At 59.4% G+C, this 16358-nt stretch carries 16 protein-coding genes; 8 read left to right on the forward strand and 8 right to left on the reverse strand.

Annotated elements, in window-relative coordinates:
- Positions 1-142 precede the first annotated feature (142 nt).
- The gene (locus ACX3YD_RS04705) at positions 143-430 is read left to right on the forward strand and encodes a DUF3509 domain-containing protein (RefSeq protein ID WP_047532730.1); all 288 of its coding nucleotides are present in this window, start codon (positions 143-145) and stop codon (positions 428-430) included.
- 171 nt (positions 431-601) lie between these two features.
- On the opposite strand, the gene ACX3YD_RS04710 is transcribed toward ACX3YD_RS04705, so the two are convergent.
- Entirely contained in the window at positions 602-1573 is a 972-nt protein-coding gene (locus ACX3YD_RS04710; RefSeq protein WP_103403885.1) for a TIGR02285 family protein, read from the reverse strand.
- Complete coding sequence (locus tag ACX3YD_RS04715) at positions 1527-2726, reverse strand: CaiB/BaiF CoA transferase family protein (protein ID WP_458959358.1); 1200 nt, start codon at positions 2724-2726, stop codon at positions 1527-1529. The genes ACX3YD_RS04710 and ACX3YD_RS04715 overlap by 47 nt, the downstream gene beginning before the upstream one ends.
- A gap of 148 nt (positions 2727-2874) precedes the next feature.
- Here ACX3YD_RS04715 and ACX3YD_RS04720 point away from each other — a divergent pair, with 148 nt between their 5' ends.
- The 3 genes from ACX3YD_RS04720 to ACX3YD_RS04730 all read left to right on the forward strand — a co-directional run bounded on the left by ACX3YD_RS04720 (position 2875) and on the right by ACX3YD_RS04730 (position 6546).
- Entirely contained in the window at positions 2875-3417 is a 543-nt protein-coding gene (locus tag ACX3YD_RS04720) for a YaeQ family protein (RefSeq protein ID WP_047532723.1), read from the forward strand.
- Positions 3418-3483: 66 nt separating this feature from the next.
- Positions 3484-5193, forward strand: coding sequence for a single-stranded-DNA-specific exonuclease RecJ (gene recJ, locus ACX3YD_RS04725; protein WP_458959359.1), 1710 nt, complete (start codon positions 3484-3486; stop codon positions 5191-5193).
- Positions 5194-5436: 243 nt separating this feature from the next.
- On the forward strand, positions 5437-6546 hold the full coding sequence (locus ACX3YD_RS04730) for an NADH:flavin oxidoreductase/NADH oxidase (protein ID WP_103403887.1): 1110 nt from the start codon (positions 5437-5439) through the stop codon (positions 6544-6546).
- A 128-nt stretch (positions 6547-6674) separates the two neighbouring features.
- Here the strand turns inward: ACX3YD_RS04730 and glpD are convergent, their stop codons facing one another.
- The 4 genes from glpD to ACX3YD_RS04750 all read right to left on the reverse strand — a co-directional run bounded on the left by glpD (position 6675) and on the right by ACX3YD_RS04750 (position 11799).
- Positions 6675-8213 carry a glycerol-3-phosphate dehydrogenase gene (gene glpD, locus ACX3YD_RS04735; RefSeq protein WP_458959360.1) on the reverse strand — a complete coding sequence of 513 codons (1539 nt, stop codon included), beginning with the start codon at positions 8211-8213 and terminating at the stop codon, positions 6675-6677.
- Between the two features lie 303 nt (positions 8214-8516).
- Entirely contained in the window at positions 8517-9272 is a 756-nt protein-coding gene (locus ACX3YD_RS04740) for a DeoR/GlpR family transcriptional regulator (protein WP_458959361.1), read from the reverse strand.
- Positions 9273-9366: 94 nt separating this feature from the next.
- On the reverse strand, positions 9367-10872 hold the full coding sequence (gene glpK, locus ACX3YD_RS04745) for a glycerol kinase GlpK (protein WP_130204459.1): 1506 nt from the start codon (positions 10870-10872) through the stop codon (positions 9367-9369).
- Between the two features lie 75 nt (positions 10873-10947).
- Positions 10948-11799, reverse strand: coding sequence for an MIP/aquaporin family protein (locus tag ACX3YD_RS04750; protein WP_090464793.1), 852 nt, complete (start codon positions 11797-11799; stop codon positions 10948-10950).
- Between ACX3YD_RS04750 and ACX3YD_RS04755 the strand changes: the two genes are divergently transcribed.
- The 3 genes from ACX3YD_RS04755 to ACX3YD_RS04765 all read left to right on the forward strand — a co-directional run bounded on the left by ACX3YD_RS04755 (position 11756) and on the right by ACX3YD_RS04765 (position 13467).
- Positions 11756-12019, forward strand: a complete 264-nt coding sequence (locus tag ACX3YD_RS04755) for a hypothetical protein (protein WP_458960418.1) — start codon at positions 11756-11758, stop codon at positions 12017-12019. The genes ACX3YD_RS04750 and ACX3YD_RS04755 overlap by 44 nt on opposite strands.
- Positions 12020-12123: 104 nt before the next feature.
- Positions 12124-12594, forward strand: a complete 471-nt coding sequence (gene ybaK / locus ACX3YD_RS04760; RefSeq protein WP_196585596.1) for a Cys-tRNA(Pro) deacylase — start codon at positions 12124-12126, stop codon at positions 12592-12594.
- 90 nt (positions 12595-12684) lie between these two features.
- Entirely contained in the window at positions 12685-13467 is a 783-nt protein-coding gene (locus tag ACX3YD_RS04765; protein ID WP_458959362.1) for a PhzF family phenazine biosynthesis protein, read from the forward strand.
- Between the two features lie 52 nt (positions 13468-13519).
- Here ACX3YD_RS04765 and ACX3YD_RS04770 read toward each other — a convergent pair whose 3' ends face one another.
- Positions 13520-14629 carry an ABC transporter ATP-binding protein gene (locus tag ACX3YD_RS04770; protein ID WP_458959363.1) on the reverse strand — a complete coding sequence of 370 codons (1110 nt, stop codon included), beginning with the start codon at positions 14627-14629 and terminating at the stop codon, positions 13520-13522.
- Positions 14626-15546: an ornithine carbamoyltransferase gene (gene argF / locus ACX3YD_RS04775; protein WP_458959364.1), complete on the reverse strand. Its 921-nt coding sequence runs from the start codon at positions 15544-15546 to the stop codon at positions 14626-14628. Before argF ends, ACX3YD_RS04770 begins: the two co-directional genes overlap by 4 nt.
- Positions 15547-15951: 405 nt before the next feature.
- Here argF and ACX3YD_RS04780 point away from each other — a divergent pair, with 405 nt between their 5' ends.
- Positions 15952-16242, forward strand: coding sequence for a hypothetical protein (locus ACX3YD_RS04780; RefSeq protein WP_458959365.1), 291 nt, complete (start codon positions 15952-15954; stop codon positions 16240-16242).
- The last annotated feature ends 116 nt before the right edge of the window (positions 16243-16358 follow it).

Genomic DNA, 16358 nt, shown 5'->3' on the forward strand with positions numbered 1-16358 from the left:
GTCATCTTTGGCATGCATGCTCTATCGACGGGAGGCGCAGCGTCCCGCCAACCGGTTTTCAGAACTTTCTTCTCGGGCCAGCGGTCATTTACTGTAGAGATGCCCCAGGCACTTTGTTTCGGACTATTGAGTGGTGATCGAGATGGAAAGTATCAGTCTCTTGCTCGGTGAGGCTCTGAGCCCGTACCAGGTAACACTGACCCCGTCGGGTATTCATGGTGAATGCCGGGTGTCATTGACGAATACGATGGGGGCGGTTGTGGTCGAACGCGAGTTCAACCAGGCCCAATTGAGTGATAGGCGTCTGCTCACGGATGTGGTCGACGGTTTGCATCGCGATGTGCTGATTGCGGAAGGACGGCTGGAGCCCTGTGTCATTGCGGCATTGCGCCATGCAGCTCAAGACAAGTTGCTGGCCCGCCGGAATTGAAAGTGTTTTTTGTGGGAACCTTCCTGCGCCCGGATCAGTCAGATCTTTTAACAGCAGGATCAAGCATTGTGCTCCGGTGCTTGTAGCTTGCTGCCACTGGTCTATAGATAGGCCACGTTTAACCCCGAGTCGTCTCCCCACTTCTCGGGGTTTCTTTTTGTCGGGTGGTTATCAGTGCCCGGCCTGCTGCTCAAAAAATTCCTTGGACGCCTGCAGATACTCGCTGCGACTTTCCGGGTCGAGCCAGGCGGCGTAGGCCTCGCTCAGGTCATCGCGAGGCAGGTTATGCAGTAGTTGATTGATCTCGATGATTGCCTGTCGGCCTTGGGGCGTGTCGGTACAGCCGATGTAGCCAGACAGGTACTTGCCGGTGCCGCGAATCGGATAGAACTGCAATTCATCCTCGTCGATCCCTTGTCGCTGAGCCTGGTAGCGGATCTCCGGTCGGTAGCCCAGCAACAGGTGCAGGCGCCCCAGGCGTTGCATCTGAAGCAGGCTACCCAGCGCGTCGTTACCGTAGTGCAGTGTCAGTGCTTGAGGGGGGGCTTGTTTGAGCAGTGCATCGATAAACTCGCCGTAGTTGCGTTCGGCAATAATCCCCAGCGTTACGCTGCCATTGGCCAGCAGGGTCGCCAGATCCACCTCTCCATCCTTGATGAAAGGCGTCAACACCTCCCGATCGCCACGGCGCACGGCCAAGCCATTGCTCATGGCGCGGAAGACCGGAACGGAAAACGCGATCCAGTTATCGCGCTCCTTGCTCCAATTCAGCGCTGCATCGCACGTGAGCGCCGATTCACGGAGCATTTGCAGTCCGCGGGCACGATTGACTTTCTTTACGCTGTGCTGGTACTGGGGCATGCCGGCGATTAGCTGTCGCAACAGCTGATCAATGACTCCCTGATTCTTGTCCGGTCCTTCGAAAATAAACAGTGGCGGCAGGTCCCGCTTCAGCCAGACCAGGGATTCCCCGGCTTGTGCCAGCATCGGCAACAAGGTCAGTCCGCTGATCAGCCACATGCTCACCAACGCAAACAACACCCGCCTGTTGAGTGGCAGGCAGTGCTTGATTGACCGCGCCAGCAGACGCTTCAGCTCAGATGGCTCCGTCTTTGCGCAGTTGTGCGATCTGCGACGCGTCATAGCCAAGTTCCTGGAGTACCTGTGCGTTATGCTCACCCAGTTGCGGCCCGACCCATTCACATTCACCGGGTGTCTCTGAGAGTTTCGGCACAATCCCCGGCATCTTGAAGCCTTTGCCGTCAGGAAGTTTGGCCTGCAGGAACATTTCCCGCGCAAGGTATTGCGGGTCGCTGAACATGTCTTCCGCGCTGAAGATGCGGCTGGCCGGTACATCGGCCTGTTTCAAGCGCTCAATGACGGTGTCCAGCGGCAACGAGTTGACCCAGCGATCAATCACCCCGTAGATCTCGTCGCGGCGGCTGTCGCGTCCGTCGTTGCTGGCCAGGGCCGGGTCATTGGCCAAGTCTTCGCGACCGATGATCATCATGAAGCGTTTGAAAATCGCATCGCCATTGGCGCCGATCTGCACATGTTTGCCGTCGGCGCTGGTGTGGATCGAGGAGGGGGTAATACCGGGCATGATGTTGCCGGTGCGTTCGCGAATAAAGCCGAAAACATCAAATTCCGGGACCATGCTTTCCATCATGGCGAAGATCGCTTCATACAACGCCACATCGACGACTTGGCCCTGGCCACCGTTGACCTCGCGATGACGCAGGGCCATCAGTGCGCCGATCACGCCCCAGAGCGCGGCGATCGAATCACCAATGGAAATCCCGGTGCGCACCGGCGGCCGATCTTCGAACCCGGTGATGTAACGCAGGCCACCCATGGATTCGCCCACCGCTCCAAACCCCGGCTGATCCTTCATCGGTCCGGTCTGGCCAAAGCCCGAGAGTCGCACCATGACCAGTTTCGGGTTCAGCGCGTGCAAGACCTCCCAGCCCAGCCCCAGTTTTTCCAGCACGCCGGGGCGGAAGTTTTCGATCAGGATGTCCGCTTCACTGAGCAGTTTTTTCAGAATGGCCAGGCCATCCGGATGCTTGAGGTTTAGCGTCAGGGATTTTTTGTTGCGCGCCTGAACGAACCACCACAGCGAAGTCCCTTCGTACAACTTGCGCCACTTGCGCAGCGGATCGCCACCGTCCGGGGACTCGATCTTGACCACGTCGGCACCGAATTCAGCGCAGATGCGCGAGGCAAACGGACCGGCAATCAGAGTGCCCAATTCGATGACTTTCAGACCTGAGAGCGGTTTGGCGGTGAGCGGCATACTAAATCCTATAGGACAAAAGACTGAGCGAATACAGACTTTTAACATAGCCGACGGTCAGGCGCTCAAGGTAGATCGCCTTCTATTCGTTGATTGCCTGCCGCATCGGTTAGACTTGCCGACTTTCCTCGTATCAAGAAGCCCGTTCATGGCCCAGCCGTCCACGACTTACAAGTTTGAACTGAACCTCACCGACCTTGACCGCAGCGTTTACGAGAGCGTCAAGCAGACCATCGCCCGTCACCCTTCGGAAACCGAAGAGCGTATGACCGTGCGCCTGCTGGCCTATGCCCTCTGGTACAACGAGCAGCTGTCCTTTGGCCGTGGTCTTTCAGAAGTGGATGAACCGGCCTTGTGGGAAAAAAGCCTGGATGACCGTGTCCTGCACTGGATCGAAGTCGGCCAGCCGGATGCCGAGCGCCTGACCTGGTGTTCGCGTCGCACCGAACGCACCAGCCTGCTGGCCTACGGCAGCCTGCGCGTCTGGGAAGGCAAGGTGATCCCGGCGATCAAAAACCTGAAAAACGTCAACATCGCCGCCGTGCCCCAGGAAGTGCTGGAAACCCTGGCCAAGGACATGCCTCGCGTTATCAAGTGGGACGTGATGATCAGTGAAGGGACGATTTTCGTCACTGACGACCGTGGTCAGCATGAAGTCCAGTTGCAGTGGCTGGCCGGCGAACGCGGCTGATCGTTCGCCGCTGGACCGCGTCATGCGCCTTTATCCCACGTACTGAAGAGAAGCTCCTGTCACCCCATGCGCATTGAATCTCGCCTGTTGCCCGACCCCTTGCCATTGCTGGGTGATATTCCACCTCTGCTGACCCGACTCTACGCCGCGCGGGGCGTGCAATCCGCAGTCGAACTGGACAAGAGTCTGGCGCGGCTGATTCCGTTCCAGCAGCTCAAGGGCATTGATGCTGCCGTGGACCTGCTGGTGACCGCGCTCGAACAGCGGCAACGGATTCTGATCGTCGGCGATTTCGACGCCGATGGCGCGACGGCCAGTACCGTGGGCACGCTGGGCCTGCGTTTGCTGGGCGCGGCCCATGTCGATTACCTGGTGCCCAACCGTTTTGACTACGGTTACGGCCTGACGCCGGAGATCGTTGCCGTGGCGCTGGAGCGTCAGCCACAGCTGTTGATCACCGTGGACAACGGCATCTCCAGCGTCGATGGCGTGGCGGCGGCGAAAAAGGCCGGCCTCAAGGTGCTGGTCACCGACCACCACTTGCCCGGTGATGAATTGCCCCAGGCCGATGCCATCGTCAATCCGAACCAGCCAGGTTGTGAGTTCCCGAGCAAGGCGCTGGCCGGCGTTGGTGTGATTTTCTATGTGCTGATGGCCTTGCGCGCGCGCTTGCGCAGCCTGGGCTGGTACGAGAGCAAGCCACAGCCGAACATCGGCGAATTGCTCGACCTCGTGGCGCTGGGCAGCGTGGCCGACGTGGTGCCGCTGGATGCCAACAACCGGATTCTGGTGCACCAGGGCCTCGAGCGGATTCGCGCCGGACGTGCGCGGCCGGGCATCAAGGCGATTCTCGAAGTGGCCAAGCGTGAGCCGGCGCGCATCACCTCCACCGACCTGGGATTCATTGTCGGCCCGCGCCTGAACGCAGCGGGGCGCCTGGATGACATGAGCCTGGGCATCGAATGCCTGCTGACCGAGGATGTGGCGCTGGCCCGCGAGATGGCCGCTCAGCTCGACGGCATGAACCAGGACCGCAAATCCATCGAGCAGGGCATGCAGCGTGAAGCGCTGGCTCAGCTCAAGGATTTGCCGGTGGATTCCATGCCGTTTGGTCTGTGTCTGTTCGATCCCGAGTGGCATCAGGGGGTCATCGGCATCCTCGCCTCGCGTATGAAAGATCGCTATTTCCGTCCGACCATTGCCTTTGCCGATGCGGGAGACGGGCTGCTCAAGGGGTCGGGGCGTTCGGTCCAGGGCTTCCATATTCGCGATGCCCTGAGCGTGGTAGCGGCGCAGCATCCGAACCTGATCAGCAAATACGGTGGCCATGCCATGGCCGCCGGTCTGACGCTGCCGGAAGCGAATTTTCCGCTGTTCGCCGAAGCCTTTGACGCCGAGGTACGCAGGCAATTGCGCGAAGAAGACCTGACCGGGCGTCTGCTGTCGGACGGCACCCTGGCGGTCGAGGAGTTTCACTTGGAACTGGCCCGCGCGCTGCGTCACGCCGGTCCCTGGGGGCAACACTTTCCGGAGCCGCTGTTTCACGGGGTGTTCCAGTTAGTCGAGCAGCGCGTCGTCGGCGAACGGCACCTCAAGGTGGTACTCAGAAGCGAATGTGGTTCGGTCAAGCTCGATGGCATTGCCTTTGGTATCGACCGCGATATCTGGCCGAATCCGACCATCAAGTGGGTGGAGTTGGCCTACAAGCTCGACGTCAACGAGTTCCGCGGCAACGAGACCGTTCAACTGATGATTGCCCACATCGAACCGCGATAGGTTTTGTGGCGAGGGAGCAAGCTCCCTCGCCACAAGGACTGTGCTGTGTGCGGATTGTCTGTTTCATTCCTGAACCCTTCCCCATCCCCCATTGTCGACTAGGCTCTAAGCACTGCTTGATAATCCTTGTGACGTCTTGTCGAATTTTTTGCCCGCGGGGGCGGGTGCTGCACCTATTTCCTGTCACTCGTCGACTTTTCAAACAGAACCCTGGAGCCTGACCACTGATTCGAGAGGTGCCCCATGAGTCTGCTGCTTGAACCCTATACCCTTCGTCAACTGACCCTGCTCAACCGCATTGCGGTATCACCGATGTGCCAGTATTCCAGTGTGGATGGCCTGGCCAATGACTGGCACCTGGTCCACCTCGGCAGCCGCGCCATCGGCGGGGCCGGACTGGTGTTCACCGAAGCCACGGCGGTCACGGCCGACGGGCGCATCACCGCGCAAGACCTTGGTTTGTGGAACGATGAGCAAATCGAGCCGCTGCAACGCATCACCCGTTTCATTGCTGCCCAAGGCGCCGTTGCGGGTATCCAGTTGGCGCACGCAGGGCGAAAGGCCAGCACCTATCGGCCGTGGCTGGGCAAGCATGGCAGCGTCAAGATTGAAGAGGGCGGCTGGCTTCCGGTCGGTCCGTCACCGATCGCGTTCGACCCCCAGCACACTCAGCCCAGGCAGCTTGATGACGGCGAAATCGCCAACGTCATTCAGGCCTTCGTCGATTCGGCCAAGCGCGCGCTGATCGCCGGTTTCAAAGTGGTCGAGGTGCATGCGGCCCATGGTTATCTGTTGCACCAGTTTCTTTCGCCCTTGAGTAATCAACGGCGCGATCAGTACGGCGGCTCATTCGAAAATCGCATCCGCCTGGTGCTGCAAGTCACCGAAGCGGTGCGCGCGGTGTGGCCCGAAGAGTTGCCGCTGTTTGTCCGGGTTTCGGCCACTGACTGGGTGGAGGACGGCTGGAATCCCGATGAAACCGTCGAGCTGGCGCGGCGGCTCAAGGCGCTGGGTGTGGACCTGATCGATGTTTCGTCCGGCGGCACGGCGGCGAATGCGGAAATTCCCACTGGGCCTGGTTATCAGACCCGCTTCGCCGAGCGGGTTCGCAAGGAATCGGAAATCGCGACTGGCACCGTAGGAATGATCACCGAGCCGGCTCAGGCCGAGCACATTCTGCGCACCTGTCAGGCGGATATCATTTTCCTGGCCCGCGAGTTGTTGCGTGATCCTTACTGGCCGCTGCACGCGGATGACGATCTCGGCGGACGCAAAGCCATCTGGCCGGCGCAATACCAGCGGGCGACGCACCGTGATCAGCCCATCCATGAATCAGATTTGCGGGATATATGAGACAGCGCCTCTTGTAGGAGCGAGCCTGCTCGCGATGGACGTCAACGATAACGCGCTCTGCCGGATACCCCGCGTTGCCCTGGCGTTTTTCGCGAGCATGCTCGCTCCTACAGTATCAAGCGGTGCAATCAGGCTGCTTCGATCTTGCTGCGGTGCTGCTCGACCTTGTTCAGGTAATCCTTGAGCTTGTCCTGTTCCGCGGCCGTGGTGAACAACCCGAGCTTGCTGCGACGCCATAGGATGTCGTGTGCGGTGGTGGCCCACTCTTCACTGCACAGGTAATCGACTTCGCGGGTGTAGAGGCCGCCACCGATGTGTTCGCCCATGTCGCTGAGGTTCTGTACGCCTTCGAGCAGACGCCAGGTACGGCTGCCGTAGGTGGTCGCCCAGCGGCGCGAAATTTCTGTCGGGACCCAGTCGAACTTGTCGCGAATCAACGCGCTCAGCGCTTGCGGGGTGGTCATGTCTTCTCCGCCCGGCAAGGTCGCGTTGGCGGTCCAGCTCGGCTTCATCTGCGCAAAGTACGGCGCCAGTTGCGCCAGCGCCGATTCGGCCAGTTTGCGGTAGGTGGTCAGCTTGCCACCGAATACCGACAACAATGGTGCTTCTTCGCCACTGCCCGACAACGCCAGGGTGTAATCGCGGGTGACGGCCGACGGGTTGTCGGATTCGTCGTTGCACAGCGGACGCACGCCGGAATAGCTGTGCAGGATGTCGTCGCGGCTGATTTGCTTTTTGAAGTGGGCATTGACCACTTTGAGCAGGTAGTCGGTTTCGCCTTCAGTGATTGCCACCTTTGCCGGATCGCCCGTGTATTCGCGGTCGGTGGTGCCGATCAGGGTGAAATGGTTCAGGTAAGGAATGGTGAACACGATGCGCTGATCTTCGTTTTGCAGAATGTGCGCGTGCTCGCCTTCGTACAGCTTCGGCACGATCAAGTGACTGCCCTGGATCAGGCGGATGCCGTAGGGCGATTCCATCTTCAGGTCGTCGCGGATGAACTTGGCGACCCATGGGCCAGCGGCATTCACCAGCGCCTTGGCGCGGATCGAAAACAGACTGCCATCGGCGCGCTCCAGATGCAGGTGCCACAGGCCTTTGGCGCGACGAGCGCTGACGCAACGGGTCTGGGTATGGACATGGGCACCTTGCTCCCGGGCGGCCATGGCATTGAGCACCACCAGCCGGGCATCGTCGACCCAGCAGTCGGAGTATTCGAAGCCCTTGGTGATTTCACTTTTCAGTGCGCTATCGGGACCGAACTTCAGGCTTTTCGAACCGGCGAGTTTTTCCCGTTTGCCCAGATGGTCGTACAGGAACAGGCCGGCACGAATCATCCAGGCGGGTCGCAGGTGCGGGCGATGCGGCAGCACGAAGCGCATTGGCTTGACGATGTGCGGAGCCTTGGCCAGCAGCACCTCGCGCTCGGCCAGGGCTTCGCGCACCAGACGGAATTCGTAGTGTTCGAGATAACGCAGGCCGCCATGGATCAGCTTGCTGCTGGCCGACGAGGTATGGCTGGCCAAGTCATCCTTTTCGCAAAGGAACACCGACAGACCGCGACCGGCGGCATCCGCTGCGATCCCCACGCCATTGATCCCGCCACCAATGACGGCGACATCGTAGACCTCGGCAAGAGGGGGCGTGGGCAAGATAGAAGTGGGCATCGGCTCGGGCCTCGGGATTCTTTGATGTTCTGTATTTGAAATCGAACATAAATGTTCATTTGCGAAAATACTAGCCCATAAAGACGCACGCAGCCAGTCAGATTCGATTGAAAAAACTCATCGAATGGCGATGAAAGGAAAATTTACGAACATTGAGAGTGTAAGCGGACGGCTTTGGTGGCGAGGGAGCTTGCTCCTGTCGCTTTTGCGGCGAGTTCAGTGGGTCTAAATGAACTCAATTGAAGGGGTGAGGGCCGCTTCGCAGCCCAGCGGGAGCAAGCTCCCTCGTCACGGGGGATGTGCTTAAACGACTTCCAGTCTGACTTTGTGCTGGCTCAAAAGCTGCGCCAGAGCAGGGGAAGGCTGCTGATCCGTGACCAGGCAATCAACCAGGCTGATCGGCCCCAGGCGAATCATGGCGTTGCGCCCGAACTTGCTGGAGTCAGCGGCCAGAATCACTTGTCGGGCGTTGGCGATGATCGCCTGGGAAACCCGCACTTCCTGATAATCGAAATCCAGCAGGCTGCCGTCTTCATCGATGCCGCTGATGCCCACCAGGGCGAAATCGACCTTGAACTGGTTGATGAAATCGACACTGGCCTGACCGACCACGCCTCCGTCACGTCGCACAGTGCCCCCGGTCAGCAGGACATCGAAGTCGTCCTTGGCGCTGAGCATCGAAGCCACATGCAGGTTGTTGGTGATGATTTTCAGATGGCTGTGGTTGAGCAGCGCCCGGGCAATCGATTCGGTGGTCGTGCCGATATTGATGAACAGCGAGGCGTGATCGGGGATCTGTGCGGCGATGGCTTCGCCAATACGCTGTTTCTCGTCGCGCATCTGATCGGCGCGCATGGCGTAGGCAGTGTTTTCGACGCTGGAGTCGTAGGCTGCGCCGCCGTGGTAACGACGCAACAAATTGGCTTCCGCCAGCTGATTGATATCGCGGCGAATGGTCTGCGGTGTAACAACGAACAGCGTGGCCATTTCCTCGATACTGACGTACCCGCGTTCGCGGACCAGTTCGAGAATTTGCTGCTGACGGGGAGGCAGATTCATGGGGCGTCCTTTGGGCTGCCGAGCAAAATTTGCCCATGATGCCGCAGGAATCTCCTCCCGACCAGTTACTCGCGGATACAGTCCGCAGCCTGGCTTATTCAGCCCCTTCGTGCGGCTCCCAATCGCGGGTGCGGCTGACGGCTTTTTTCCAGCCGGCGTAGAGTTTTTCCTTCGCCGCTTCGTCCAGCGCCGGTTCGAACTTGCGTTCAATAACCGCCTTGCCGCGCAGTTCTTCCAGGCTGCCCCAGAAGCCGCAGGCCAAGCCTGCCAGGTACGCGGCACCCAGTGCGGTGGTCTCGCGCATTTGCGGGCGCTCGACCTGCGTGCCGAGGATGTCGGCCTGGAACTGCATGAGGAAGTTGTTCGCCACGGCGCCGCCGTCCACGCGCAGGGCCTTGAGGCGTTCGCCGGCGTCTTGCTGCATGGCGTCGAGCACGTCGCGGGTCTGGTAGGCAATCGACTCCAGTGCGGCACGAATGATGTGATCCACACGGACGCCGCGGGTCAGGCCGAACAATGCGCCACGGGCATAGGGGTCCCAGTACGGCGCGCCCAGTCCGGTGAACGCCGGTACCAGGTACACGCCGTTACTGTCCTTGACCTTGTTGGCGAAGTATTCGGTGTCGTGGGCGTCGTTGATGATTTTCAGCTCATCGCGCAACCACTGGACGGTGGAGCCGCCATTGAACACGGCGCCTTCCAGGGCGTAGGCCACTTCACCGCGCGGACCGCACGCGATGGTGGTGAGCATGCCGTGTCTGGACTTCACGGCTTTGTCGCCGGTGTTCATCAGCAGGAAACAGCCGGTGCCATAGGTGTTCTTGGCCTGACCTGCTTCAACGCACATCTGGCCGAACAGCGCCGCTTGCTGGTCGCCGGCGATCCCGCCGATGGCGATGCCGCTTTTGGTATGGCCGTAGATTTCCGACGATGATTTCACCTGGGGCAGCATTTCCCGCGGGATGTCCAGCACCTCCAGCATCTTCGCGTCCCACTCCAGGGTGTGGATGTTGAAGAGCATGGTGCGCGAGGCGTTGGTGTAGTCGGTGACGTGGACCTTGCCGCCGGTAAATTTCCAGATCAGCCAGCTGTCGACGGTGCCGAACAACAACTCGCCGTTGCGCGCGCGTTCACGGCTGCCTTCGACGTGATCAAGGATCCACTTGAGCTTGGTGCCGGAGAAATAGGGGTCGGTCACCAGACCCGTGGTCTCGCTGATGTATTGCTCGTGGCCATCACGCTTGAGCTGCTGGCAGATCTCGGTGCTGCGGCGGCACTGCCAGACGATTGCGTTATAAATCGGTCGACCGGTGTTCTTGTCCCAGACCACGGTGGTTTCACGTTGGTTGGTGATGCCGATGGCGGCGACCTGGTCGTGATGCAGGCCGGCCTGAGCGAGGGCCTCGACCATCACGGCGCTTTGGGTGGCGAAGATTTCCATCGGGTCGTGTTCGACCCAGCCCGCTTGCGGGTAATGCTGGGCGAATTCGCGCTGTGCGGTGCAGACCACGTTGGCGTCACGGTCGAATATGATCGCGCGGGAGCTGGTCGTACCCTGATCGAGGGCAATGATGTAGTTCTTATTCTGTGTGTCGGTCATGTCGATTGCCTTGGACGAAATAAGGGAGTGAGGTCTGGCGCGCGATTGAATGGGCAGAATCACGTGCCAACGGTATCAAGAAATTCTTGGTTTGCCGTCAATGGCCGGTGCTGTGTCCTTTGTAGCAGGTGCGACGCTTGGCAGATGGCGGGCAATAACGCCGCGATAGGCTGCGGCGCCGAGGCAGGCCCCGATAATCGGTGCGAAAACCGGAACCAGGAAGTACGGGATATCGCGCCCGCCGGTGAAAGAAATGTCACCCCAGCCAGCGAAGAACGTCATCAATTTAGGGCCGAAATCACGGGCGGGGTTCATGGCGAAACCGGTCAGCGGTCCCATCGAACTGCCGATCACCGCGATCAGCAAACCAATCAGGATTGGCGCCAGCGGGCCGTTCGGCAGGCCATTGTTGTCGTCCGTCAGGGACATGATCACGCCCATCAAAATGGCGGTGATGATCACCTCGACCAGAAAGGCCTGTGAGGTGGACAGGCTCGGATTGGGAAAGGTGGAGAACACCGACGCCAATTCCAGGCTGGCTTCAGTGCCGCGAACCATATGATGAGTTTGTTCGAAATCGAAGAATAGATTGCTGTATAGCGTGTAAACCAACAAGGCGCCACAAAAGGCACCCGCCACTTGGGCCAGAATGTAAAACGGCAGTTTGCGCTTTTCGAAGTCGGCGAAAATGCTCAGTGCGATGCTGACGGCAGGGTTGAGATGAGCGCCGGAAACTCCGGCGGTCAAGTAAATCGCCATGCTTACACCGATACCCCAGATGATGCTGATTTCCCACAGACCAAAGCTGGCGCCCGCGACTTTGAGGGCGGCGACGCAACCCGTACCAAAAAAGATCAGCAGCGCAGTGCCCAGGAATTCGGCCATGCACTGGCTCGAGAGTGATGGTTGTTGTAAAGCGGTTGTCATCGAAACCTCATTTTTTATTGTCTGGCGCTTTTTTTTCATCATGATCAAAGCGCGTTTTTCACCGGGTCAGGATCCCCATCCAGTGCCCGGTTTGTTGCTGGGTGCTGCGGTAGGACATTTCGTGCAGTTTCAAAAACGAAAAAATATAGACAAGAAACACTGCTGTCAAAGGTCGAAAGTGAACCATCAGTCAGAATGCAACTATTCGTCGCATGAATGACCTATTGATTGAATGGACCGAAGGGCGCGCCATAGAGCCTTTTGTTAACCAATGTCCTAGAATCCCGCCCAATATTTTCTACTGCCGCCAAGTCTGGAGCTGTCATGACCCCCGCATTGGATTTGTTGAAAAAAGTTCGGGCCGAACACCGAGTGCACAGCTATGAGCATGACCCGAAGGCCGCTTCCTATGGGCTGGAGGCGGCGGAGAAACTCGGGCTCGACCCTGCGCAGGTGTTCAAGACCTTGCTGGCAGCCAGTGAGAAAGGAGAGTTGCTGGTCGCGGTAGTGCCGGTTGCGGGCACTTTGGACTTGAAGGCCTTGGCTCACGCGGCCGGGGTGAAAAAGGTCGAAATGGCCGACCCGGCGGCGGCGCAGCGTTCAACCGGTTATCTGTTGGGGGGGATCAGCCCGTTGGGGCAGAAGAAGCGCTTGCGCACGTTTATCGATAATTCGGCTCAGCCTTTTGCGAGCATTTTTGTCAGCGCAGGTCGACGGGGTCTGGAAGTTGAATTGGCCCCTGCCGTGCTGGCCGAACACACCCAGGCGAAGTTCGCTGACATCGGGCGTGCCTGAGCCGCTGTATGGCGAAAATTAGCCTGCACTGTCACTGGTGCAGCGTTTTCGGCCGCTGCATGCTCAAGGGCAAAACACAAGGAGACGGTTATGCAGCTTGAGTTTCACCAGGTCGATGCGTTCAGTGATCGGCCATTTGGCGGCAACCCGGCAATGGTTTACCGGCTCGATGCCTGGCTCGCCGATGAGTTGATGCAGAAAATCGCCGCGGAGCACAATCTCGCTGAAACGGCTTTCGTGGTACGTGAAGGGCAGGGTTGGCACATCCGCTGGTTCACTCCGACCACCGAGGTTCCATTGTGCGGTCATGCAACGCTGGCCAGCGCTTATGTATTGTTTGAAATCTATAAAGAGCCGGTCGAGCGTCTGGACTTCACCTGTCAGTCCGGTCCGCTGAGTGTGAGCCGCGACGGTGGGCGTCTATGGCTGGACTTTCCGGCGATCGTTCCTTCGGAAATAGGTGTGAGCCTGGATGTCGAGCGCGCCCTGGGCGTGGAAGCCATCGATGTGCTGGGTTCGAATGAGTTGTTCGTGGTGCTGGAGTCCGAGCAGGCGGTGCTCGACTGCAAGCCTGACATGGTTGCCCTGGCGAAGCTGCCCTGGCTGGGGGCGATCGTGACCGCCCGGGGCACTCAGCACGATTTCGTGTCGCGCTATTTCGCTCCGGCCATTGGCATCAATGAAGATCCCGTGACCGGGTCGACCCATTGCTGCCTGATTCCGTACTGGTCGGCGCGGTTGGGCAAGTCAAGCCTGACGGCTTATCAATGTTCGGCGCGGGGCGGAGAGTTGTTCTGCCGATTGGAGGGGGAGCGGGTGAAGATCGGTGGGAATGCGACGCTGGTGGCGAGCGGAACGTTGATGCTGGATTAAACCGATTCCTTTGTAGGAGCGAGCTTGCTCGCTCCTACAGGGATTGTGCTTCTCAGTGAGTAGCGCTGTACCGCCGGACACCGGATTCGACGACCGGAATCTGTGCCGCCGTGCTGCCGGAAGCGTGGAACAGCACCAGGTGTTCCGCCGCCACCCGAATGCCCACCACCACACCCGCCTGATGATCGACATGGCTGGGGAAGATCGACTCCAGTTGCGCGCCGGTCGCCAGTTGCAGGCGATACAAGGTCGATGCGCCAAGGAACGTCTTGCCAACGATCCGCGCCTTCAGCGCGCTGTCCGGGGCATAGACGATATCGTCCGGACGCAACAACACATCCACTGCACCACCGACTGGCAAAGTGTAGGCACGGTTGCCGCGCAACTCGCCCAATTCGGTCTGCACCGACTCAGGACTGCTCAGTTGGCCACGAATGAAGTAACCCTGGCCGATGAAGCTGGCCACAAAGGGGGTCAGCGGTTCGTGATAGAGGTTGTAGGGCGTATCCCACTGCTCCAGCCGACCTTCCTTGAACACGCCAACGTGATCACTGACGGCGAATGCTTCTTCCTGATCGTGGGTCACCAGAATCGCACTGGTGCCGCGTGCCTTGAGGATGTCACGAACCTCATGGCTGAGCTTGCGGCGCAATTCACCATCGAGATTGGAAAACGGTTCGTCGAGCAGTAGCAGCTGCGGCTCCGGCGCCAGGGCGCGGGCCAGGGCGACACGTTGCTGTTGGCCGCCGGAAAGCTCATGGGGGAAGCGCTTGCCGAGGTTTTTCAGGTTGACCAGTTCCAGCAGCTCTTCGGTGACGCGATCCTTTTGTGGGTGCTTGCGGATCCCGAAGGCAATGTTGTCGGCCACGCTCAAATGGGGAAACAGCGCGTAGTCCTGAAACACCATGCCGATGCGGCGCTTCTCCGGTGCAAGGGTGAAGCCTGCACTGGAAATCGTTTCGCCCGCCAGCTGGATGTCACCTTCGTGCACCGGTTCGAAACCGGCAATCGCACGCAGGGTGGTGGTCTTGCCGCAGCCCGAAGAGCCGAGCAGGCAACCGATGTCGCCCGCATTCAAATGCAGGTTGAGGTTCTGCACGACCCGCTGGTCTTGATAGCCGCAGGCGAGGTTGCGCAGGTTAAGCAGGAGTGGCTGACTCATGCGTGGTGGTACGAAGGCGGAACGAGAAATTCGAGCAGGGCCTTTTGCGCGTGAAGACGGTTTTCAGCCTGGTCCCACGCGACCGAGCGCGGGTCGTCGAGCAGATCCACACTGATTTCTTCGCCCCGGTGCGCGGGCAGGCAGTGCATGAACAGAACGTCGGGGGCAGCCAGGTCAAGCAGGGCACGATTGACCTGGTATGGCGCGAACAGCTCCAGACGCTTGGCGGTTTCCTCTTCCTGGCCCATGGAGGTCCAGACATCGGTGCTGACCAGATGCGCGCCGTGTACGGCATCTTTCGGATCACGCACGATGGTTACCCGATCGCCGGCCTGGGCCAGAAACTCCGGGTTCGGCTCATAGCCTTCCGGGCAGGCGACGCGCAACTGGAAGTCGAACTGGATCGCCGCTTCTATATAGCTGTTGCACATGTTGTTGCCGTCACCGATCCAGGCCACGGTCTTGCCCTGGATGGCGCCGCGGTGTTCGAGGAAGGTCTGCATGTCGGCCAGCAACTGGCACGGGTGCAAATCGTCGGACAGACCGTTGATCAGTGGCACGCGCGAATTGGCGGCGAATTGGGTCAGGGTGCTGTGGGAAAACGTGCGGATCATCACCGCATCGAGCATGCTCGACATGACGATGGCAGCATCACTGATCGGCTCGCCACGGCCCAGTTGGGTGTCGCGTGGCGACAGGAAGATCGCCTGGCCACCGAGCTGGATCATGCCGGCTTCGAAGGAAATGCGGGTGCGGGTCGAGGATTTTTCGAAAATCATCCCGAGCACGCGATTTTTCAGGGGCTCGAACAGTACGCCGCGGTTACGCAGGTCCTTGAGCTCAACGCCTCGACGGATCACGCTGACCAGCTCTTCGGGCGTGCAATCCATCAGGGAGAGAAAGTGCCTTGCGCTCATCATTGACTACCTTTTTGCTACAAACCGCAGATGCTCAAAGCCTTGTTTAACGGAACAACGGGCGAGACCTGCGGCGTAAGCCGCACGGGGCGACGAAATAAGGGAAGGCGCGATCTTATAATTAAATGTCGCGTCTTACCAATAGGGCTACGGTTTTTAGGGGATTTCAGAGGGGCTACGGGGTCACCGCAGTAGCGCTTTTGAAGCCTGTTTCCTGACAGTAGCCGGGTCTTTGTACACCGGCCCCGCTCAGCTTGGCAATCGAGCGAGGCGTTGGCGGTGTTTTGTGGTCGGTTTATGACCTGTTGTTTGCAGACTTCGTGCACAGCGCTGCCAATCTGAAACATTTGCTAACGCAAGGTGCTGGGGTATAAATAAATCACGAGTGATGCAGGAAGCCTTGGCATGGAATCGAAAGAACAGCAGTTGATGGAATTGCTCGGCCTTACGGCCCGCTCCCTGACTCACCTGACCGCCTCGATGACCTCAATGTCCTTCGAACTCTTGCGAAGTGACGACAAAGTGACCCGGGAAGCCGCGCGACGCATGATCGACCGCATGGTTACCATCAGCGCCGGGCTGGACGAGCATTGGCGCCTGATCGGCGAACTGACCGGAGTGCAGGCCGCCCACGAACCGATCGAAACCCTCCAGCAGCTTCAGTCGCAGGTGCCGCCCAGGCTGCCATCGAGCTGATCGGCAGCGGCCATCGGCTGGCCTGATGGCCAGCAATTCACAAGACGAACATCGCTGGCGCGCTGGCGGGGCAGGCGCCATAGTTTTGTTCCCGCGGCCGACATTGCCCGCCCAGA

The organism is Pseudomonas fluorescens group sp. PF-1 (assembly GCF_054481335.1).